General features: G+C 36.3%; 11 protein-coding genes. All 11 read left to right on the top strand.

What is annotated here, in order from left to right; translation table 11 throughout:
• Positions 1–19 precede the first annotated feature (19 nt).
• A complete protein-coding gene (locus PHS07_02295) occupies positions 20–8,464 on the top strand; it encodes a hypothetical protein (GenBank protein MDD4607147.1) in 8,445 nt (2,814 codons plus the stop codon).
• Between the two features lie 110 nt (positions 8,465–8,574).
• Positions 8,575–9,189 (top strand): hypothetical protein, encoded by a 615-nt coding sequence (locus tag PHS07_02290; protein MDD4607146.1) that lies wholly within the window; start codon positions 8,575–8,577, stop codon positions 9,187–9,189.
• Positions 9,190–9,411: 222 nt separating this feature from the next.
• On the top strand, positions 9,412–10,155 hold the full coding sequence (locus PHS07_02285) for a prepilin peptidase (GenBank protein ID MDD4607145.1): 744 nt from the start codon (positions 9,412–9,414) through the stop codon (positions 10,153–10,155).
• A gap of 263 nt (positions 10,156–10,418) precedes the next feature.
• Positions 10,419–13,964, top strand: a complete 3,546-nt coding sequence (locus PHS07_02280) for a DUF2341 domain-containing protein (protein ID MDD4607144.1) — start codon at positions 10,419–10,421, stop codon at positions 13,962–13,964.
• Between the two features lie 26 nt (positions 13,965–13,990).
• The gene (locus PHS07_02275; protein MDD4607143.1) at positions 13,991–14,491 is read left to right on the top strand and encodes a hypothetical protein; all 501 of its coding nucleotides are present in this window, start codon (positions 13,991–13,993) and stop codon (positions 14,489–14,491) included.
• A gap of 47 nt (positions 14,492–14,538) precedes the next feature.
• Positions 14,539–15,132 (top strand): prepilin-type N-terminal cleavage/methylation domain-containing protein, encoded by a 594-nt coding sequence (locus PHS07_02270; protein ID MDD4607142.1) that lies wholly within the window; start codon positions 14,539–14,541, stop codon positions 15,130–15,132.
• Between the two features lie 11 nt (positions 15,133–15,143).
• Complete coding sequence (locus PHS07_02265) at positions 15,144–16,634, top strand: hypothetical protein (GenBank protein MDD4607141.1); 1,491 nt, start codon at positions 15,144–15,146, stop codon at positions 16,632–16,634.
• Between the two features lie 62 nt (positions 16,635–16,696).
• Positions 16,697–18,172, top strand: a complete 1,476-nt coding sequence (locus tag PHS07_02260) for a hypothetical protein (protein ID MDD4607140.1) — start codon at positions 16,697–16,699, stop codon at positions 18,170–18,172.
• A 46-nt stretch (positions 18,173–18,218) separates the two neighbouring features.
• Positions 18,219–21,197 carry a hypothetical protein gene (locus PHS07_02255; protein MDD4607139.1) on the top strand — a complete coding sequence of 993 codons (2,979 nt, stop codon included), beginning with the start codon at positions 18,219–18,221 and terminating at the stop codon, positions 21,195–21,197.
• 113 nt (positions 21,198–21,310) lie between these two features.
• The gene (locus PHS07_02250; GenBank protein ID MDD4607138.1) at positions 21,311–22,570 is read left to right on the top strand and encodes a hypothetical protein; all 1,260 of its coding nucleotides are present in this window, start codon (positions 21,311–21,313) and stop codon (positions 22,568–22,570) included.
• Between the two features lie 69 nt (positions 22,571–22,639).
• Positions 22,640–24,724 carry an NAD-dependent DNA ligase LigA gene (gene ligA, locus PHS07_02245; protein MDD4607137.1) on the top strand — a complete coding sequence of 695 codons (2,085 nt, stop codon included), beginning with the start codon at positions 22,640–22,642 and terminating at the stop codon, positions 24,722–24,724.
• Positions 24,725–24,998 lie beyond the last annotated feature (274 nt).

Raw genomic sequence — 24,998 nt, 5'->3', positions numbered from 1 at the left:
ATAAATATAATTTTAAAATATGTTTAAGCTATCTGAAAAATTTAAAAAAATAATTTATACTCTAGTTTTATTTGTTTTTGCTAGTCAATTAGTTTTGCCGATTTTTTTATATCCGCAACCAGCTCAAGCAGTTTTTGGTATAACATTTGATCCAGCTAATTTGATTGAAATGATTGGAGAATGGGCAAAGACACTAGGCGAAAAAGCTTGGGAAGCGGTTAAGAACGTTGCTGTTTTGCAAACTATTAATAGTTCTATTCAGATGTACACCCAAAAAATGGCTCATGATTTGGCTGTAGATTTGGCTAGTGGCGGTGAGGGAGGAAAGCCATTATTTTATCATAAGCCGTGGGGTGATTATATGCAAGATGCGGGAGAAGCGGCTGCTGGCGAATTCATTGGAGGAATATCAGAATCTTTTGAAGAGTATTTAGGCTTTAATTTGTGCGAGCCTAGAATTCAACAAAAAAAGTTTGATTTAGTTATTGGTTTGGTTAAGTTTACTGAGCCAACACAAGCCAAACCTAAATGTGAATGGCGAGAAATTGAGGGCAACTGGAAGAAATTTGCCGCAGAATTAGAATCAAATCAATTTTTAGATTATTTTAGTCTGCAATTTGATCCTCAGCAAAATGATGTTGGAACATTTTTGAGCTTATGGGATGAATTATCAGAAGAAGAGCAAAAACAACAAGAAATAGCTAAATTAAATAGAGCTTATGAAGAAGCTGGATTAAAAACTAGAAAAGACCCCATTAGTGGTAAATTAATTAAACCAACACAAATGACGGGGGAAGATGTTGGACAATTATCTGATACTGGTAAAACTTGGTGGGATAAACAGATTGAAATGGCGGGAGAATTTAAAAGTCCATTAAATCTTTTTGTAACAACCTTTGCAAATACTTTAGCTGCGAGGCTAACACAACGATTTAACAAAGGATTGATAGGTCTTTTAAATAATAAGGAAGAAGATTCAGAGAGTTGGGGAGAAGTTAGGAGTCGTCCAGGCAGAGAGCAGGCAAGTGAAGTTTTGTCTAGTATTATGACTCCTCCGATTACAAGTACTTCAGGAGAAGTAGATATTTTAACTGAATTTACCGCCTGTCCGGAAGCGAAATATGCTGGTCCAAATAATTGTGTTATAGATAGTCGTTTTGCAGCAGCTATTCGTGAAGGAGTAACCATTCAAGAAGCTTTAGAAAAAAATTATTTAAATGGCTCTTGGTTGGTGAGCGATCCAACAATTAAAGATTCAACACAAGATTATAATAGACGTTATTCTTTAACGAATATAAAAAAACTACGTCAATATAGGGTGGTCCCCCTAGGTTTAGAGATTGCCGCTGCTTTAATTAACGAAGGCGAAGCTGGGGCTAAATCAAGCTTAAATACTATTGTTAATAATTTTAATAATTCAGAAAGCGTATTTTATCATCTTGTTGATCCAAACTGGGTATTAAAAGCACCACTAATGCAATGTGTTGCTCAGGGCTACGGAGCTACGCCTTTATCTGGTACAGCTGAGCGTGAAGAATATTGTGCTAAAACGGAAGATTGTTTACAAGAAGATGGTATGGGGGGATGTTTAGCTTGGGGGCAATGTACTAAAGAAAAAAATACCTGGGCTTTTCCACAAGCTGATGCTTGTCCAGAATATTATGATACTTGTACGGCCTACACGCGTTCATCAGATGGTGCCAGTTTTAATTATTTAGAAAGTACTTTAGATTTTGATGGTTGTAACGCTTCAAATGTAGGCTGTCGGTGGTATAGTACTTGTCAAGATGATAGCGCTAACTGGGAGGGGGACGACATGTTAACTTGTGGTGATGACGCCAGTTATGATCGAGTGTATTTAAATAAACAGGTTGAAGAGTGTGATAGTCAAAATGATGGTTGCACCCAATTTATTTCGTTACAATCAGGTGTTAATTTTGTACCGAATGGTAGTTTTGAAATTACCAATGATGACGGTAAACCTATTTTAAATAATATACAAGAAATTACAAATTTTAATAATACTGGTGCTGAAAGTATTTCAGGTAATATAGCCGTTAAGGGTGGATACACAATTAATCTGCCAAACATTTTTTATGATCAAATTAAACAAACTTATACATTATCAGCTTGGGTAAAACCAGAGGCAGACATAAATAGCGTGGATATTATTTCTTTTAGCTTAGTTCCATCTCAAAAAAATGACGTTATGACGGTAGTTGATAAATCAGCTAATATAAATACAGATATAGGGACAACCAATCAAGTAATTAATTTAAATGCTAATTTAACGGCAGGTACTTATCAGGAGGTTTCTTTGACTGTTTCTTATTTTTTTAATGACAGTATAATGTTAAGTTTTCATCCTGGTCCTTTTGTTAAATTAAATACCAGTAATATTTGGTACGACAATATTCAACTGGAAGTGGGTTCGACTGCTACAGCATATAAAGAGTATGGTGGTGGTGGAAATGTTTATTTAAAAAAAGCGCCGGATTATTATAATTGTTATGATTATGACAAAGATAATGATTCGCCATATTGTTCAAATTATATAGCTAGTTGTAGTGCTCGTGATATTGGCTGTGAAGAATATACCCCCGAAAATAATGATCCAGCTTTAACTGCCATTGTTTCTGAGGATGATATGTGTCTGCCAGAATGTAATGGTTTCCAGACTTATAAACAAGTGCCTTTAGAATGGGATAGTCATAATGTTACGGATGGTTTTATTGATATGATTGCAGAAAGCGGTCAAACCTGTGCAGCAAATCAGGTTGGGTGTGCTGAATATACTAACTTAGATGACATAGCAACCGGCGGTGAGGGTTTGGAATATTATTCTGCAGTACGTAATTGTCAAAAACCTAGTAATAATTTATGTCAAACATATTACACTTGGGAGGGTGATGATCGTTTAGGCTATCAATTAAAGCCACATAATTTAATTTCGAATTATGGAGTAGAGCCATGCACTGAATTACAGGGTGCTTGGGAACCGGCCGCTGCTCAATGTGGCATGGCAGATTCTTGCACTTATGGTGATGACCCAGATTGTTTAGAATATTATGATGAAAATGGAAATATTTATCATACTGATCGTAATAAAGTTATAACCTGTTCGAATGAGTGTTATCCGTATCGTAAAACTTTAACTGACGTGACAGGAGATGAAGTCTTAAATAATGAAGATTGCCCCGTCGGCCATTGGTACAACGGAGAGTGTTTGTTTAATTTAATGGCCAATGAAAGTGTTATGTGCACGACCAATAACGTCGGTTGTCGAGAATATAAAGGTAATTTTTCTAACAATATCAAAGAAATTTTTAGTGATGATTTTGAAAATGGTATGATTTCTCCAACTGATTGGTTATGCTTGGGCGGAAATTGTGTTTTATCAAATGAAAATTTAGAAATTGGCGGACACTCAATTAATATTACTAATAATTCTCGAAGATTTATATCTCCACCAGAAATAAATAAATCATATATATTATCTTTTTGGGCTAAGGGTTTGGGAACGGTGAATGCACAATTAAGTGATGGCTCTAACTCATCAGAAGTTTATACCGCTACTTTGATAGGAGATTGGGGTTATTATAAATTTGGACCTATTTTTATAGATCAAACTTGGTCTGACTCATCGTCTGTTGTTTTTGGTGCGACTGGTTCATTTAATTACTTTTTAGATAAAATAATTTTAACCGAAGTTAACGAAAACATATTTTTAATTCAAAATTCTTGGGACGATCCCAGTGTTTGTGATGGCGAATTGGGTTGTCAGGCTTACCGTGATTCATCCAATCAAGAATATTATTTAAAATCATTTAGTAGTTTATGTTCGTCAGAGGTAGTTGGTTGTCAGATATTTATTAATACACAAAATTCAATTTCACCTTATGCACAGACGTTTAACAAAAATAATGATAATCCTTTAGATGGCGAGAGTTTAATAGATAATATAACTATAACAAGTGATGCATTTTTGCCTTTAATTTATAATGAAGGCTACGAATGTTCTTATGAAAATAAAGGCTGTCAAAGATTGGGTTTGCCAGACCAAAACATGGAAGGTTATAGTTGGAGTGAGCGTTATTTAATTAATGATCCAGAAAAATATCAATCTACTCCCCAAAAGCCAATTTCAGGAGCTATTTTATGTGACGCTACTCATGATGGTTGTGAGGAATTTGTTGATAGTCAGGGTGGTTCAAATTATTTTATTGATCCAGATCCTTTTATTTGTGAATATAGACATGGCGTAGAAAACAAGTGGTTTATCAAGGGAACTGATAATTTGTGCAACAATACGGGTTATATTGAAAATTGGGACAATGGAACAAATTCGACATATAGTGGTTATGCTGGTGAATGTAAAACAGACATGAATCAGTGTACTTTATTTGCTGACACATATGCTCATGGAGACAATTTAATTGCTGATGCGGATTTTGAGACAGTGGATGATTGGAATGTGACGGCCTGGAATACTAGCAGTGGCGTTATTCCGACAACCAGTCCAACGACATTATGGTCTGGCAATAAACCTTATCTCAATACTACTCAGGGCACAAATAATTCGAGTGTTATTATGCCAGGTAATCCATGGAATAATTATGGTCCATGCTGTGGGGCGACGCAAATTAAACCCGCTGAGGTGTATCAATTTATTGATGTGGCGCCTAATCAAGTTTATAAATTTACAGCTTTAGTAAAAGCTTTGCACGAAGAAGATATTGCTAAAATATTAATTGGGCCAGCAGGTTATAGTGGGTCAGTTAATGAGAATCCGGGTATGCGTTTAGAATCGGTTTATGGCTTTGAATCAATAATTAGATCTATCGATAAACGTGGTAATGGAGAGTGGCCGGATCAAGGTTTAGCTTTGGAAGTAAAAATAAGTGATTTAGGTGATATAGATAATTGGTATCAAATTTCAGGCGCCTTTAAGACCGGCGATGAGGTTAATAAAATTAGTATTAGATTACAAGGTACGACAAAAAGTATTAGCGGAAGTTGGTCTGGTGGCGGTGGTGTAACGGCTAGTTTGTTTAAAAAATTATGGTCTAAAATATTTAAATCAGTTCAGGCTCAAGTCGTTTTACCTCCATCATCTTGTGATTCAAGTGGAATTAAACAATGTCAGGCTGGTTTTAATGCCACAACCTTGTTTGATAATTTAGAATTAAAAGTGATTGATGCTTATTATTATTTAGATAATGAACAATTAGACACAACTTCGTGTAACGGCCAGGTGTCTTTGAAAGAGGGTTGCGTCTTATTAAATAACACCAATCAGTCGAATTTAAAATATAACGCAGTTAGAACTTATATTTCTAGTGATGAAGAAGATGGTAAAAGTATGGCACCAACAAGTTGTGGAGAATCGTCAGGCGGTGGTTGTGATGGAGAAATTGGAGGAACTGGTGGCACGGACAATTTTATTTATGGTTATGATGATACAAATACTATTTTAAAAGTTAGGCGTGATCGTCAATGTTCAGAATGGTTATATTGCACCGATACGGATTATGAATGGGACAATATTGAAGGTCAATGGAAAGCAAAATGTATTAATTATGGTCGGTGTAATCAAATTGGTGATACGGAGGATCCCCTAGGTACTTGTCCAGGGTCGGGTATGGTTCACGTTGAGACACATATAAATGAACCATGTTTGAGTGATTTTGATTGTGGAATTAATGAAGCCTGTTTGGGTTTAGATCGATCAGAAGATTGGGATGATAAATATAGATATCGTCGAAATGTATGTAGCACGGATTATGGTTTAACTTCAAGTTGTCCAGGTGGAAGCTATGTCGGGGCTGGCACGTGTGTGGCTGTGACTAGAGCAGTTGAGGCCTATCAACAACGCGATATTTCTTGGCAGGGCGAAGATTATTCTGGTTGGTCTATTAATAATTTAGAACCCATTGAATTTTTAACCACTCAAAAATACGGTACTGGCGCGCCCGATGATCCGGAATTTTATGCCAGAACTTATATTTATAAGGAAGACTTACAAGGTTGTTCTGAGGGAGATACTAGTAGCAGTTGTCCGGGAAAATGTTATGGTGATGAATGTTGGATAGACTATGGTTTGAGTAATGATTTTTGTATTAATGATAGTGACTGTATCCTAAGCCAAACTTGTGATTTAACTATTAACCATTGTCGCTGTGCTAGTGATGATCAATGTCCAGACAATCAAATTTGCGGCGATGGTGCATGCGTAGTTAAAGCCAGTACGCGTTTATATGCTGAAAAGGATAGTCCCTTTGCGGCTGGGATGGATGAGCAGGCTTACACAACCCAGGGTAGGCCATATTATCCGGAAGCTAATGTGTGTGATGATGATAGCGGTGAAGAATGTCAATTAAAATATCGCAAAGTTAAATATGGTTCAGAAGTTAGATATTATAATATTAATACTTCGGGGTGTATTGGTGATGTTAATGACGACCCAACCGGAGAAACTTGCATTCCGGAAGGTATTTGTGTTTCAGTGGATACTGGCTATCAAATTGGTAATCGGTGTAAAACCGATAGTGATTGTGGATCTGAAATGGGGAGTTGTGCATTGAAACAACGCGATGATTTATACTATTCTTGGGGTGGATATTGTTTAGAAACAGATCCCTCACAACACGAAGATATTAACGCTTGTATGTCTTGGGATCCGGTGGATGAAACTCTGGGCGAGGTCTCAATTTTTAATCTCCAACCAGAAGCAGCCTATTTTGCTGATCAACCATGGTATTGTGTGGAGGAGATGGAAGATGCACCAGTGATTAATATTGATAAAAATAATTCAACAGAATTTTTTAGTGGACCAAGCAAGCAAGGAAGCTGTAGTGGTTGCGGAGATAATATGTGTGACAAATCTCCAGTTTGTGGCCAGTGGTGTTGTGCGCCAATTACTCATTTTGTGGGTGGATATTATGAAGTGGCTGACAATAAGGATTGTTCCGGTGACTCATGGAGCGAATGGAGTTTTGGAAATTGGCTTGGCAATTCTTTATTTAGAGATCAAATAGAAAAAATATATATAGAAGTGTATTCACCTGACGGGGATTTTTCTCTTGAAGATACAACCGGAGAAAACAATTGTGAACATAGTGGATGTGGGAATGACGATAATAACGATGGTATGGGATGTCCTGATTGCCCAAATTATCTAAATGTGTCAATACAAATTTCAAGTGGGGATGACGAGATTTATATAGGAGGAGATATTTCGGAAGGTGATAAATATCCAAAATGCAGCGCCTGTGATGATGGGGGAAAAATAGGTTTTTGGGTGAGGTGGAACGATGATGACTCATTAAAATCCATAGGAATAAGAGCGGAAGATTATGGCGGTTCTTTAGCCTTTTTAATTGAAAATATAAAAATTCATCTCAAACAAGGTTGTAAAACGGTAGTTGATGTGACGGAAAATAGCACAAATTTTCCCACTTTAACACAAGCTTGGACGAACCGGGTTAATAATTGGCAGAATATTAGTCGAATGCAAAATTACGATACAGCAATAGGTTTTAGTTCTATTGATGATAAAGATTTAAATTCAAATTGTAAACCATGGGGAGCGATTGGTTCAAGTAGTAACATTTTAGATACCTACATAACCGACAATAGTGGGTTAGGTGTGTGCGTTGATTATGCTGGGGCGATGTATGCGATATATTCTAGTAGTTGGAGAGATGGGATTACTTATATCAGTAGTGGTTTGGATAGAGTTTTCGCTTCGGCCAATGGGGTATATGAATTTAATATTGATGATTTTGAATATAATCTATTAACAACAACACACGCGTGGTCGCCACCTTCAACCTTGTGTCCTTTTTCAACTCGAGATGCTGGCACGGCTACAACCTATTGTGGCATTCCACCACAAGTAAAAGGTGTGGAGACTTCTAATAATTTTGACGTAATTAGTCCGACTGATAAATATATTGATGGTAGCCCAGTTATTAAAAACGGTGAACGCGCCGAGATTCGTTTTTATGCCAAAGCAGATGATAATCAGATGCCAATTCGTAGAATAGTAGTCGACGCTGGCGATGAATCAAATGCTTGGGAAAAAGACAATGTTTTATTGAAAAATCGCTGGGATGATTGCAACAATACCTCATTTGGGACTTCCGAAGCAGGGTGTATGAATGATGCATATTTTGCCATGACACATGTGTATGCTTATAAAAACGATTTGCCTTCTTGCGATTTTCGTATAGATAGAGAAGACAATTGTGAAAAAGATATGGTCATAGATGGGATCAATCAAACTGTTAATATCTACAAACCGCGCATTCAGGTTCAGGATAACTGGGGGTGGTGCACGGGGAGTTGTCACACAAACGGAGGCCAGAGCGGGTGTTTTAAGAGTGAATTTTTAGATGAATGCAATACTGCATCTAATGAATCATGGGTGAATTTTGATAAACAAATTATAGTAATTCAATAATAATTATTTTAGATAAACATACTTGGCAAATATAAATAAAAACAATATAATAAAATCACATTCATTTACAGGTTCATTGTAAACTTAAAAATACCAAAGGAGGTATTGCTATGCTTAGTAAGATGATTGCATGGGGGTGCATCTTATTTGTTATTTTCATCGCGATTATGGGTTGTGGTAAAAATGTAGTTACCAACCCACCAGATGATGATGGAGTTGATACGTTGTGCTATGGTTGGGTAAGAGTCGGAGCTATTCCCAGTAATTATGTGGGCACAATCATAATCAATGATTCTTCTGCTCAGATCAACTCACCACATATTTTTATGCTTAAGGAGGGCCAGTATACGATCGATTTAGTAAAAGATACTTATATTTCCGTGCCCAAAATAGTAGACGTCTTACCCGGCGATACTATTGAAGCTGATGTATCGTTGGGGAGAAATATAATCGGAAGATGGAAATATACAAGCATAAACTACACTGATGATATAGAAAGAATCGAGGGTTATTCATATATGTGCGCAATTAGTTTTGGACCCTTAGGTCCATTAAACGTTTTTTGCGTATATGGCGATTCTTTGTATCTAGATACATATGAGTTTGGGCGTAGAAGATATGCCGTTGGTTATATTTTAGAAAACGGATCAAGAATAGAATATACACTCTATAATTTTATGTATGAGGGAGATATAGACGAATATTCGTTTATTAAGCAAATATAGAGGGCGCTAAAGCGCCCTTTTTTATTAAAGTGTGCATTTGAATTTGGAATAGTGTTTGGGTTTGTTTTAGTGACGACTATTGTAAAGATATAAATACTTATCAAACTTAGAAAAAGTTATCTTAGTACAATAAAGCAATGGAATTTAAAGAATGCTTTGCGGGGTTCTTTTTTGTAAATAAAATTACTTTTTAAAATAATTTAAAAGTGTTATAATATAAGTATGATAATTGCAGGCGTTTTCATCCTAGGTTTGTGTTTGGGGAGTTTTTTAAACTGCCTAATTTATCGTTTAGAAATAAAATCATCGCCTTGGAAGGGGCGGTCTTTTTGTCCTCGATGTAAAAATTTTTTAAGTTGGTTTGAATTAATTCCAATTGTTAGTTTTATAATTCAAAAAGGCAAGTGTCGGCATTGTCAACAAAAAATTAGCTGGCAATATCCTTGGGTAGAATTAGCGGCGGCTGGCTTATTTGTTTTAGCTTATTTGATAGACTTTAATAACACGTGGTTGTTAGCTCGAGATTGGCTGATGATTTTATTTTTAATCGTGATTTTTGTTTATGATTTAAAACATGAATTGATTTTAGATAAAATTGTTTTACCCGCTGTTGGATTAGCTTTAATTTTAAATTTAATTTTAGGTTATGTTTGGTGGGAATTGTTAATTGCTGGTAGCGTGGGTTTAGGTTTTTATCTAATTCAATTTTTAATTTCAAAGGGCCGATGGGTTGGGGGTGGTGATATGCGTTTGGGTTTAATGATGGGCTTTTTATTAGGCTGGCCAGAATTAATGGTCGCTTTATTTTTAGCTTATATTTTGGGTTCGATTGTAGGTATAAGTTTAATTTTATTTAATCAAAAAGGTTGGAAGAGTCGCATACCATTTGCACCATTTTTAACTACAGCAACTTTAATAACTATGTTTTGGGGACAATCTTTGGTGCAATTGTTGGGATTGGGCTAGTGAGTAGTGAGTAGGTTGTAGTGAGTAGGGATTAGTATTGTCGTGCTGAATTTATTTCAGCATCTGTGGCCAAGAGAGACGTCTCAATTTGTAGTTAAGTTTTTAAGCGTTAACAGATCCTGAAACATCCTCCGATTTGGCGGACTAGAGTTCAGGATGACAACAACTAAATTTAGGATAATATAAAAAAAATATTTAGTTGTTACCCCAAACCCCATGTACTTTCCGCTAGGGTTTTATTCTCTAAAAATAATTATTTAATAATGTTTTCCAAAATAAAAAAACAACATCACGGTTTTACTATTACGGAATTAATGGTGGCTACCGGCATCATGGTTTTATTATTGGGAATTGTTTTAATTAATTACCGTGAGGCTGGACGTCAGAGGAGTTTAAGTGATGAAGCTGATAGGTTGGCCAGTGTCTTGCGTCAGGCTCAAATGAAAACTTTGGCCGGAGAAATTCCAGCTGGTCAGACTGAGCGTCCGGCGGGTGGTTATGGAGTTAAAATTACTAGTCCAAGCGACAGATATATTTTGTTTGCTGATTATGACGGTGATGGTGATTATGATGAAAATGAAAAAATTCAAGAAACAGTTTTGCCTAAAAAAGTTTATATTCAAAGCGTCGTTGGTGGTGATGAGATTATTTTTATTCCACCCAGTGGAAAAATATCAGGACCAGATTGTAAAATTACAATGGCCCTAGAAATGAAAACTCAAGGAAAAATAATTGATATTTCTTCAACCAGTGGTCAGATTTCTTTACGCTCAGGTGAAGTCGAGCGTAGTTCGTTAGTTTGTAAAATCGATGGTGTTTGTGAGGGCGATGAAGCTTTCAATAATTGTCCCTTGGATTGTTGTGAATCAGATTGCACGGCTATAGATGATACTTTGTGTCATCAGGAATGCGATGGCATCGGTGGTTGTGTTCTTCGGCCAGCATGTAATGGTGTTGTCGGGGGGGCGGGTATATGTTTAGATAATAACACAATGGTACCATGTTGTAGTGGGACGCCAATTGATTGTCCCGGAGATCAATTATGTTGTAGTGGTGCATGCCAAAATGTGACTTGTGTCGCTGATGAAGATTGCGGAGCATGCCAGGTGTGTTCGGGTACAGACTGTGATGCTACATGTTCGCCGGTAGCTTGTGGATTAAAATTGGAAGGTGGCTCAGATGACGGTTGTTGTCCAGAAGGTTGTACAGTTGAAAATGACAGTGATTGTGCTGGCTTGGCTGGTTATAAATATCGTACGCCGATTACAATTAATAACAATTCAGATCAAACTTTAACCGATTATCAAGTTAAAATCCAGGTTAATTATGAAGAGGGTAAGATGCAACCAGATTTTGACGACATTCGTTTTACTCAAACTACCAACACAATAGAATTAAATTATTGGCGTGAAAGTTATAGAGAAAGTTATGCAGTTTTTTGGGTTAAAGTGCCAGAATTAGATATGGGCGATAATCAGATTTATATGTATTATGGCAATGAAGATGTGGCTACAATAAGTAATGGAGATTTAACTTTTGATTTTTTTGATGATTTTATAGGAACTAACTTGGCGGCAAATTGGGCAACAAATGTTTCGGGTGGGACTATAACCGTAGCCAACGGGCAGGTTACCTTAGCATCAACTAGCATTGTTCCAGTGTCAATTTCATCGGCTTTTATACCTACATCACCATCGTTTTTTATTGAGACAAAGCACAAAGAAGGTGCATATTATAGAAACAGATTTTATGCAGCTACAAACTTAGGAGGGGGGAGTCCAATAGGATTTGACTATGGTTATTTTTATAATGGTGCTTCATGGGCTTACACGACAGGAAAATGTTATTGGAATGGAACATGGAATACGACAGTAAATGCAAATACTGATTATATAACTCGTTGGTTGCGGACGGATGGAACAGATACGGCGTATAATTGGTATACAATAAACTATTCAACTGGAGCAATCATTGACACAAGGACAACAACCAATTCTTCATTAATTAGATATATAACGATACGATTAAGTGAGGCAGCAAATACATCAACAATAGTAGATTGGGTAAGGGTCAGAAAATATGCAAATTCAGAACCGATTGTTAATTACAATTTAGAAAATGAAGAAAGATTAATTTTTGAATGTAGTGATGGAATTGATAATGATGGAGATGGAAGTGTAGATAATGATGGAGATGGAAGTGTAGATTTGGTTGATGAGGGTTGCGAGAGTACAAGCGATGATGATGAGTCAAATTGTGGAGATGATGTGTGTGAGGGAAATGAAACTTTTATAAACTGTGAAGCAGATTGTCATTTTGATTTTACTGATTCAAAAACAATTACTATCACTAATATAGCCAGCCAAATACTAACGGATTATCAGGTCAAAGTGATTGTTGATAGAGAACTAGAAATGCAAGAAGACTTTGGTGATATTAGATTTTTAAATGCAGATGAAACTCAATTTTTATCTTATTGGATGGAAAGCTCTGGTGATTTGTATGCAGTTTTTTGGGTTAAAGTGCCACAATTAAACATTGGCGATAATAATATTAAAATGTATTATGGTGATCCAGATTTAACGAGCGAAAGCAGTGTAGCTAATACTTTTATTCGTGAGATAGATGGCGTGGTGGGCGCGTGGGATTTTGACACGGCAGGCAGTTATGCCGATACTTCTGGCAACGGAAATAATGGAACATGTTTTGGCACGAGTTGTCCAACTTGGATTAGCAATGGAATGCGCGGAGGGGCTTATAGTTTTGACGGCGCTGATTATGTGGCTACTAATTTAAATATAGACCAGTCTTCTGGCCATACTACCACTATGTGTGCTTGGGCTTATCCAACTAACCCTATGAATACTGATGATTTAATGAGTACAGATAATAGCGGATGGGATTGGGCAATTGAAGGTCATTACGGACTTTGGCGAATTGCAGATGGAGGTGCCTATAGATCTACCGGCGTGTCAATGAATTTAAACACTTGGCAGTATGTTTGTGCTGTTTTTGGTTCTAGTAATACATCTTTTTATAAAAATGGGTTAGCAGTTTATTCTACTGGAGTTACGCCCGGATATGATGCATCGGATAATAATTTTAGAATAGGTATGAATCCAGGTGGTAGTTCTGAGGCTTGGTATGGTTCGATTGATGATGCGTTGGTATTTAACCGTTCATTAACCGCCAATGAAATTTTAGGTTTATATAATAATTATGGCTATACCACCACATATCATCCAGGTAAAGTTTTAATTCGCAAATATGTTAATCCAGAGCCGATTGTTAATTTTTATCATGAAGATTTTGAACATGGCTTTGGTCGATGGACGTCTTTAGGTGGGACACCAACAAGTAGTGAATATTATTATCATGATGGGATAAAAAGTTACACAACTAATGAGAATAAAGATATAATTCAAACTAGAGCTATCGGAGAAAGGGTGACTGTTTATTTTTATGATAATGCGAGTGATGCGGAAATGACAACTGGGGTTTGGGTTGATGATGGAATTACAACAGTTTTTTTAGGAGTAGATACGGATAGTACGTTGGGAACTGGTGTAGAAAATGAATATGTATATAGAATTGGAAGTTGGGGAAGGACAAATATAACTCGTACTACCGGTTGGCATAAATTTGAGTTTGATTATTCTTCTGGTAGTGGAGTAGTTTTAAAAATTGACGATATTGTTGTTGCTACCTCTAGCGCGATTTCGTCTTTTAATCGAATATTATTGGGAGATGTCTGGGATTGGAAAGTGTCAGTTGGTGATGTTTATTTTGATGATTTAACCATTGAATAGGATTTTTGTTTTTATATTTTAATTTTATGCAAAAAAATAATTCAGGCCAATCTTTAATTGAAACTATTGTGGCTTTTGGAATTTTAACTACTGGCATTGTGGCCATTATGTCTTTGACCGCTAGTGGTTTATTTAACAGTGGTATCAGTCGACAGAGAATTGTTGCGATTAATTTAGCGCGCGAGGGTTTAGAAATTACTCGAGCTATTCGCGATAGCCGTTGGTTGAATCCTGATACGGTTGATTTTTTACCAGCTGGAAAATATAAAGTTGATTATAATGATAATGATTTAGATAATTTAGTCAGCAATATAGTTGATTGTAAATTATACCAAGAAAGCGGAACACAACTTTTTACGCATTTTAATACTGGCACAGAAACAAATTTTTGGCGGATGATTACAATTAGCGCTGAGATGACAGGAGAATCAAATCGTCAAAGAAAAGTAGAATCGTGGGTGCAATGGCAAGATCGCGGTAAAACATATAATTATGAATTGGAAGAGATTTTAACTGATTGGAAATAGTTAAATTAGTTATATAATTAATAAATTAAATAGGCATAGAGTTAAATATGAGAATTAAGATTTTTAAGCCAAAAGAAATTAAAAATCAACAAGGTTTTACTTTAGTCGAAATGGTGGTCTCGGCTGGTTTATTAGTTATGTTAGTTATGGCGGTTTCGGGGATTTATATTCAGAGTATGAAAACCAATAAAAGTTTAAAAGAGATTTCCCTTTTACAACAGGAAGTACAATATATTATGGAAAGCTTTACAAAAAAAATTAGGATGAGTGAAATTAATTATGATTATTATGGGGGAAGTGTGAGTGGCTCGGTTCAAGAATTAGCCTTAATTGATGAAGAAAATAAATGTTTAGTTTATCGCTTAAAAGATAAGACTTTACAAGTGGCCTTTGGTGATGAAAGTAGTTGTCCTGAAGATCCTGAAGATCCCGAAGAGCCATCGGTTTTTACAAATTTAAGCAGTGAAAATTTAAATATTGAAGCTTTAGATTTTTATATTCAACCAGTAAATAAAAGCCTGATGATAATGGACTTTTTTCAGCCACGAGTGACAATTTCCATGCGAGTTCAAATTAAAAATAATGAGCCGGAAATTTTAGTCCAAGAAACTATCCCACAGAGATTTACTGAGAGGAAATAATTTTTATTTTTATGTTAAAACTGAAATTAAAATTTAAAAAAATTAAAAATCAACATGGTATCTCTTTATTACTGGCAGTTTTAATTTTAGCTGGTATGTTAGCCACAGCTTTAGTCGCTAGCGATATTTTAATTAAAACTTTCAATATTACCGGCAAGGTTGGTACTTCTGAAAAGGCCTATTATGCGGCTGAAACTGCGGCTGAAATTATTTTAAATAAAATTAATCACGAGTATGAAGATGTTAATACTTTAAGTCTTGAGGGGGAATTAGATTCGGGTGCAGAATATAAATTTGAAAATTATAATTTAGAAACAGTCAGTCTGCCATTAGAGATAATTTTACAACCTAGAGAGTCATATCAATTAGATTTAGACATTGAAGGAATTATTTATCCCGATAGGTTGACGGTTGGTGGCAGTGGCGGTTCAATGGTGGTTGTATCGATAAATAAAACTGATCAGCAAATAGTTCAGCATGATGTTTATAAAACCTTTCCGCAAACAATTGCCATAGGTTTAGACAGAGATAACTATCACAAGATTAGAATTATTAATGACATGGGACATCAGATTACATATTCTATTCAAGCCACTAGTAGCGATTTGGCTGTTGGTGTGAGTGTTAGAACTCGGGGAATTTACCAAAGTACAGAAAGGCTTTTAAATACTAAAAATTTAAAATGGCAGATTTATGGCGCAGTTAATCCAGAATTATTAGATTGTGGTGATGGTGAACTTGATCACGGCGAACAGTGTGATGGTAAGCCCTTTCCAGCCAACTGCAATCCATTTACTTGTCAGTGGCGGTATTTATATACTTTTGTGACAAGTCAAAGATATATGGTTGGTTATTTAGAGACTGGGGGAGAACCAGATTTTGACGGAGATAATTTAGACAGGGGAGTAGATGATGCAGATTATAAATGCCAAACTTTAGCAAGGGCAGCTAATTTACCTGGCCAATATCGAGCCTGGATTTCGGATCCTTGGAGAAACGCCAAGGATGAAATTTATAATCCAAGGGTCGCTGAGCTTGAATACCGTTTGCCGGATCATGAAACTATTGTAGTTGATAATTTTTATCAATTAGTTCCAACTAGTGATTCGGAAAATGACATTTTAAAACATGAAATTAATCAAAATGAGCATGGAGTAATAATTAATAGTGAGGATATCTATGTTGCTACGGGCACGTCATATAATGGTAATAAAGTTGAGGGATATGACACAATCAATATTAGTGGATTTGATAGCGGAATTTTTTGTGGTAGCAAATACGAATGGAATCCGTGGAGTTATCATACTGGTGGTCCTATACCAGCTGGAACGACTGGGGGTAGAATTACTTCAAAAGATAAAAATTGGGTAGACTGTACTGCCGCGGGTGATGCAATAGGTTGGTGTGAAAATAAATATCCAAATTATCATTGTTTCCCCTGTGTTAATGACGACTGGAAAGAACAACTTCATCTCTATTGCTTTCAGTATCTTGAAGACTAATTTATTCTATTTCAAAAGAGTGATATAATATAGAAGATAGAAATTGTTTTTAAAATTTAATCATGTCTAGATTTAAAAATAAAAAAATAATCGGTGCTTTTATTATATCTATTTTGATTATAGGCATAAGTTGTTTTTTTATTTTTAAAAATTTTAATTCTATCAAGGTTAATGCACAGATTGAAGGTTGCAATCCCGACTCTCACAATGTGAGAGGGTGGGGAGTTATATTTGAAGATATTGATTGGCTAGATTCAACTTTGGCCTTAAGTTGTACTTATCAGGGCGCTGGTGTAGAAATCTGGGAAGATGCATCGTATCCATTTAATGACCAAAGTGGATTACAAGTGTTTTACCCCATAGATATGGGGGTTAAGGTTGATTGGTCTGGTGATGGACCGTATAATGTAACTGGGAATGCTTGGAATTTATTGACAACTGGAATGTGTTTTGGCTCTACTTGCACTGAAGATGGTTATGGAGCTCCTCCCGGCGAAACAACAGCTTGGGCAATAGCAGAAGAAACTGACGAAGAAAATGTTTATAAACTTTCAGGTTGGGGAAAATTAATTATAAAAGATGACGAGAATTGGATAGATGGTTATGGTGATTGCGGTTGGGTGGCTTTTCAAGCAGACCAATGTAATGGAGTGACTTTTAGTGGCTGTTGGGGAAATTCAAACTGGCAGGATGTTTGTGGAGAAGGTTGGGGAACTAAAATATATCGTAGTGAAATTGATGGTTATAGTGTTTTAGGTAATTCATTAAATGGCACAGCATTAGATGGGGTAGATGAAATGGCAGATAAGGCCTTTGCCCCTGATTTAACAGGATGGATTCGTTGGTTGCCATTAAAATTAAACATGTTAAGCGATTTTAATTTAGAGGTTAGTCCGATTTGTGTTGGTGATGTTTCAGCTACGTCTTTGACGTGGAACGATTCAAGCTATGCTGATGATTATACAATTTATCGTTGTATTAGTGATGACTGCGGAAGTTGCGGTGATGGAGAGCTTTTAATAGAAAATTTAGAATCAATTAACTATCAGGATTATTTAGTTAACGAAAATACCAATTATTGTTATCGCGTTGAAGCAAATCTAAATGATTATTTTTTAGAAAATATAGAGGGTTGGGTTAGTGTTTTAACTAATGAATGTGAGGGGCCACCCTTGCCACCAGAAAATGTATTTTTTGATGATAACCATTGTGGAGAAATAAAATTAAACTGGTTGCAAGATTTAAATGTCGCAAGTTACAAAGTTTATCGTACATTTGATACGGATTATTGTGAAACTTGTAAAAGTACAATGGAGGGTTGCGAAGAAGATGCTAATTGTAAACTGATCGGTGAATTTACAACTGATAGTTTCCATTGTGAAAATGGTGAGTGTGTTTATTTTGACAGAGACATTATTCCACGTGTTGACTATTATTATTGTATTAGTGCCGATAACACCTTAGAATCTTTAACTTTTACTTGCCAGGGGCCAGCCAATACTTTGTGTTATCCTGGAGCTGAATGGCAAGAAAGATAAATTTGAGATATAATAAATAAATATATTTTAAAATTAATTTAATTTTATGAATAAAAAAACAATTTTTAGAATTTCAGCTTTATGTTTAGTTATGGTTTCTTTATCGATTTTGAGTCTTTGGAATTTAAAAAACGTTTCAGCTCAGGCGGTACCAGCTTTGGTAATTTTAGATAAATTAAGTGTGAGGCTCGGAGCTGCTTTTGGTGATCATCTGCCAAATACAATTTGGAAAATAACGACACCAAATATTTACATAGGCAATGGTTTGCGGGGAATAATGATTGGAGAGGGAGAAGGGCAGAGGTCTGGCGATCTTAAGGTAGATCAGAAGGTTTGGGCTGAAGAGCAATTTTGTGTTGGTGGAGATGGAACAGACTGCGTGAGCAGCTTTAGCGACTTAACGGCTGGTTTAGGCGAAGGTGATATTACAGACGTTTTAGCTGGCACAGGTATTACAGTAACTAATTCGGGAGGGCCGCAGCCAACTGTGAGTTTAAACGCTTCATATACCGATGGACTTTATCAAACAGAAATTGGCAGTGCTTGTCCAAGTGGACAATATGTTTCTGGTGTAAATGATAATGGAATTTTAGTTTGTTCAACGCCGGAAAGTGGTGGTGAGGGTGATATAACGGGTGTTATTGCTGGCACAGGATTGACTGGCGGAGGAACGAGCGGCGATGTGGTCCTGAGATTGCCAGAGTGTGCCATTGGTCAAGTTTTAAAATATAATTCATCCGACGAATGGTATTGTGCTGGCGATGATAACACTGGAATAGATTATGGTGCGGGTACTGGTATCAGTCTTGTGGGAACAACGATTAATGCTTTAAAAGATCAAGCTATATGGAATGCTGACAAGTTACAGGATAGAGCTTTAGCTAATTCTACACCAGCAATTAACCAGGTTTTAAAATGGGATGGTGTGGAGTGGGCGCCAGCTGATGATATAGCGGGTACGGGTTTGCCAAGTGGTGCTAGTGGCCAAACTTTAAGATATGATGGCACGAATTGGATCGCTAATAGCAATTTATATAATAACGGCACAAATGTAGGTATAGGTGGTTTAACTGATCCGGGTTATCTTTTAGATATACGAAATTTGTTATCCACAGGCACAGCTATGGCTCGTTTAGCTAATAATAGTGCAACCAAACTTTGGACAGGTCTTAGATTGGATCGATCTGGTTTGGCCGAAAAATGGTTCATCGGCATGAACGATTTAAACGAAAAATTAAGAATTAGACGCAATGGATCTACTGATGATATTGTGATTGACACCTCAGGCAATGTGGGTCTTGGTACGGAAAACCCAGCCACAAAATTAGAGGTAGCCGGTCAAGTAAAAATCACCGGAGGCAGTCCTGGCACGGGCAAGGTTTTAACTTCTGACGCGAGCGGTCTAGCTAGTTGGGTTACTCCAGCCAGTGGAGGGATGACTAATCCAATGACTAATTTGGGTGATATTATTTTTGGTTCAACAAGCGGAATTCCAACCAGGTTGGCTATTGGAGCGGTTGGCAAGGTTTTGAAAGTAACGGGCACGGGTGTATTGGGTTGGGTAGACGATATAGATACAGATACGATTTTTGGTGTTTTAACCAACAAAGGATTACAAAAGGTTGGTAATAATTTTGGGATTATAAATTGCGCAACTAATGGTCAAATTTTAAAATATAATACTACTTTAGACGCTTGGTATTGTGCCAGTGATGATAATACGGGAACTGCTTACGAGTCAGGTACTGGTATAAATATTGATGGTATAGAAATTAACGCTTTAAAAGATCAAGCTCTATGGAATGCTGATGAATTACAGGGGCGCAGCTTAGCTACTTCAACTCCAGCGATTAATCAGGTTTTAAAATGGGATGGTGTGGAGTGGGCGCCAGCTGATGATGAAGGTGGGGTTAGTTTGCCTACAGGAAGTAATAATCAAACTTTAAGATATAACGGCACAACTTGGGTAGCAGCTGGCAACTTATTAAATGATGGTACAAGTCTTGGAATTGGAGGTAATAATCCTGACGCAGGTTGGGATTTAAGCGTACAAGATGGAATAGTAATTAAAAACGGTACTAACCCTGGCGTAATTATTGGGCAAGGTAATGGGCAAACGGCTGGAAATATAAAAGCTGATAAAGATATCTGGGCAGTTGAAAAATTGTGCTTGGGTAGTGATAAAAATTGTATTAGTGAATGGCCCGAATGGATTGGTCCTGGTGGACCAGATTGTGGCAACAATATTGTAGAAATGGGTGAATACTGTGATGGTGTGGCTATCCCAGAAACGTGTGCTAGTTTGGGGTATGGTGGCGGTACCTTAAGTTGTAATCCAAATTGTACGTTTAATACAAGTTTATGTAACGAAAGTGGTGTAAAATATGTCTTTGCTACGGGTGGAACACCAACCGACGATGAAATTACATTATCAAGTATGACAAATGGGACTACCCAGGGAAGAATATGGGTTATTCAAGATGACATTGAATATGTAGGTCGTGATGCTGCTGATAAAATTTGTAATAATTTAGCAAAAAATTCTACAGTTTTACCATCTTCAGTTAAGCCAACTTATAATTCAGCAACTAATACTTATGAGGGAGTAACTTATAAAGCGTGGTTAAGTGGAAAAATTGGGGGAGAAATTTATTCTCCTGCTCTTAATTTTATTAAAGCATCAGATGATGTTTCTTATGTTTTACCGGGATTTCCGCTTAGAACAATAGCTTATGGGGGATGGTCAGATTTAATAGATGGTAACTTAAACAGACCTATTGATATAAACGAAGATGGTGTTTCTATATCGGGTAGAGTTTTTACCGGCACAAATACGCTTGGGGAGGTGGCAAGATATGACCTTCTAGGAGTGTGCGGAGAGAATTGGGATGTTGTTTTTTCATCGGGAGTCAATCATTATTGGGACGCTGGTACATCGACTAATAATGGTAGTTCTTGGACAATGGCTTATGTAGTGAACTCAGATTGTTATGTGAATAACCGTATCTACTGTTTTCAACAATAATAGTTAAATATAATATCAACCCCGCCGCTCGCGAGCGGCGGGGTTTTGTTGTTGTTATAAAATTAATATGTTATAATGTAGATAAATATAATTTAAAAAATAATTTTAATTTTATGCAAAAAAATAAGTCTATTATTAAATTGACAGCCATTGGTTTGGTAGTAATGATTTTAATATTAGGAAGTGCGTGGTCATTAAAGAGAGTTTTAGCTCAACCAATGCCAGATTTAGCAATTCTTGACAAGTTGATTGTAAATCTCAATTCGGCTTTTGGAGATAATTTATTAGATAGCGGTTGGGATGTGACAATTAATAGGGGTGTGGTGGTTAAGGGTTTAGACACTACAGATCCAGGCAAGGGAGTGATGATTGGAGAAGGATATAATAAGGCAGGACAAGTTGTTCAAACGTCTGGCAATATTAAGGCTGATGAAACAATTTGGGCAGTCAACCAATTTTGTGTTGGTCAAAACGGAGACGACTGCGTGAGTAGTTTTGATGATTTGGGTGGAGGAATAGGAGGTGAAAGCTATTGGATAAAAGACGGGGAGAATATTTATTATGATGACGGTAAAGTGGGGATTGGAGTTAAAAATCCAAATGGAATTTTACAAATTAATGGTGCTATTTCACGTCAAGCTACCACATTAAATGGTTCTAGAACAGATACACATGTTAATTTGGGTCGTAGTTCAGAGACTGGCCGAAACAATACAGATTGGCGCGACATTACAATTTCTGGTGGTTATGATAATAAAGCTGAAGGACAATTGTCTACAATCTCTGGCGGATCTGGCAATACGATAACTACTTACGGACACGGTGGCGTTATTGCCGGTGGACTAGATAATACAGCTAACAATTTAGCTGTTGTGTCTGGGGGAAGAAATAACATAGCAGATGGACAACAATCGACAATTACTGGTGGCACGAACAATAGTATTACTGGAATAAGTAACATGTCTTCGATTCTTGGTGGTGGAAGTAATACAATTGACGGCTGGGATTCAGTAATTTTAGGTGGTTATGGTAATTCAATTAAAGGTAATTATTCTTGTGTTGGAGGAACAAACATGCAAGTTAATGCAAATGAGACATTTGTTTGGGGCTATTCAAAAGATCCCGTAGAAATTAATCAATCAGATGCTTTCATAATTTATTCTGGTGATGTGGGAGTAGGCACAATAGCTCCAAATGAGAAATTAGAAGTAAATGGTGGTATAAGATTAAATACGGTTAGTCCTAGACCAGTTTGTAATGTAGATAAGCGTGGAAGTTTGTGGTTTAATCAAGGTAAACCAGGCGTTAAAGATTCATTAGAGATTTGTGCCAAAGATGCAAGTGGATATTATTTATGGAGAGTTATATATTAGAAATATTAAGGCATATTTTTCAAAAAAAAGGAGCGTGTCAAAACGCTCCTTTTTTGATATAATAAAATTATGAACAAACAACAAGCCCAACAAAGAATTGAAAAATTAAGAAAAACGATTGATCATCATCGTTATCTTTATTATGTTTTAGATCGTCCTGAAATTTCTGATGCAGCTTGGGATTCGTTAAAACATGAGTTAGAAAATTTAGAAAAACAATATCCAGAGTTGATCACACCAGATTCGCCAACTCAACGGGTGGGAGGACAGCCATTAGAAAAATTTGTTAAAGTTGAGCATCCAGTGCCAATGTTATCTTTTAATGATGCCTTTTCAGAACAGGAAATTAAAGACTGGTTGCAACGTGCCGAAAATTATTTAAAAAACGAGGTTAAGGGTGGTTTTTATTGTGAGCCAAAAATTGATGGTTTGGCAATTTCTTTGATTTATAAAAATGGTATTTTTGAATTAGGTTCAACCAGAGGTAATGGGCAAATCGGTGAAGATGTAACTCAAAATTTAAAAACGATTAAAACTATTCCTTTAAAAATAAAAAAAATTGATCATCAAATTTATCAACAAAAATATCAAGCGCGCAATTTACATGAGCAAAAAGTCGAAAAACTGGCAGACCAAATTTTAGCCAATTTAAATTCAAAACAGGAATTAGAAGTGCGGGGTGAAGTATATGTTTCAAAAAAAGATTTTTATAAAATTAATCAACAACGTCAAGAAAAAGATTTAGAGTCCTTTGCCAATCCGCGCAATGTTGCAGCTGGGTCGATTCGGCAATTAGATCCGCAGGTAGCAGCTGAACGTGATTTGAGTTGCTTTATTTATTCACTGAAAACTGATTTGGATCAAATAACACACGAGCAAGAACATTTTATAACTAAAAAATTAGGTTTTAATGTAAATAATTTGTGTGAGTATTGTCAGGATTTAAATCAGGTTTTTGATTATTTTAAAAAAATAGCTCAGATGCGCGATCGATTACCGTATGAAATCGACGGGGTGGTTATTTTAGTTAATGATAATCAAGTTTTTAAAAAATTGGGTGTGGCTGGCAAAGCACCACGCGGAGCAATTGCTTATAAATTTCCAGCCGAAGAGGCGACAACGGTGGTTGAAAATATTCAAGTTCAGATTGGACGGACTGGTGCTCTGACCCCAGTGGCAAAATTAAAACCCGTTCAAGTCGGAGGAGTGATGGTTTCATCAGCCACTTTACATAATATGGACGAAATTGAACGTTTAGATGTGAGAATTGGTGACACGGTTATTATCCAACGAGCGGGTGACGTGATTCCAGACATAGTTAAAGTTTTAGTTGATTTTAGAACTGGCCATGAAAAAAAATTTCATATGCCCAAAACTTGTCCCTTTTGTGACGGTCAAATTATTCAACCGGTTGGTGAAGTGGCTTATTATTGTACTAATAAAAATTGTTTTGCTATTCGTCAGCGCGAGTTGTATCATTTTGTTTCGCGCCAGGCTTTTGATATTGACGGTTTGGGACCTAAAATTATTAATCAATTAATGAATGTAGGTCTAGTGCGCGATGCGGCTGATATTTTTAATTTAACTCAAGGAGATTTAAAGCCTTTAGAGCGTTTTGCTGAAAAATCAGCCGATAATCTGGTTCAAGCCATTGAAAAGAGTAAAACAATTTCTTTAGCGCGTTTTATTTTTGCCTTAGGCATTCGACACGTGGGCGAAGAAACAGCTATAGTTTTAGCTCAACATTTTAAAAAATTAAACAAAATTCAACAAGCCAGTTTAGAAGAATTAGAAAATTTACGCGATATTGGCTCGGTAGTAGCTAAAAGTATTTATGATTATTTTAACGATGATAAAAATTTAGATTTAATTCAGCGTTTAATAAATTCAGGTGTTAAAATTCAATCACCACAAGAAATTAGTAAAAAATTAACTGGACAAACTTTTGTGTTAACTGGTAGTTTGCCAAATTTAACCCGGGATGAAGCTAAATTAAAAATTCGCGAATTAGGTGGCAACATCTCTTCGAGCGTAAGTTCGCAAACTGATTTTGTAATTGCTGGTGATAATCCAGGTTCAAAATTTGACAAAGCTCAAGAGTTAGGAGTTAAAATTTTAAATGAACAGGATTTTTTAGATTTAATAAAAAATTAAAATTAAAACTAAATAAAAAAATCGCTATTTAAGCGATTTTTGCTACAAAAGAAAAGGGGTGCGCTCCCCATTAAGACGCCGGAACCAACTATTTTAACCTTAGTTACCCCCTGCCAGACACAATTCGGTTATTATAGTCCTGACTTTGTCAGTTTAAGATTCTTGCCTTTGAACAGATTACGCACCCTTACAAAATTCGCCTGTGGTGATATTTGAACCCGCAACACATAATTTTAATGACTAATCTCTGTTATTGAGTTACACAGGCAATTTT

Source organism: Patescibacteria group bacterium, from assembly GCA_028707495.1.
In the GTDB taxonomy this organism is placed as follows: Bacteria; Patescibacteriota; Patescibacteriia; order UBA2591; family JAQWAS01; genus JAQWAS01.
The sequence above is the reverse complement of the archived record's forward strand: the minus strand, read 5'-3'. Positions and strand labels throughout refer to the sequence as shown.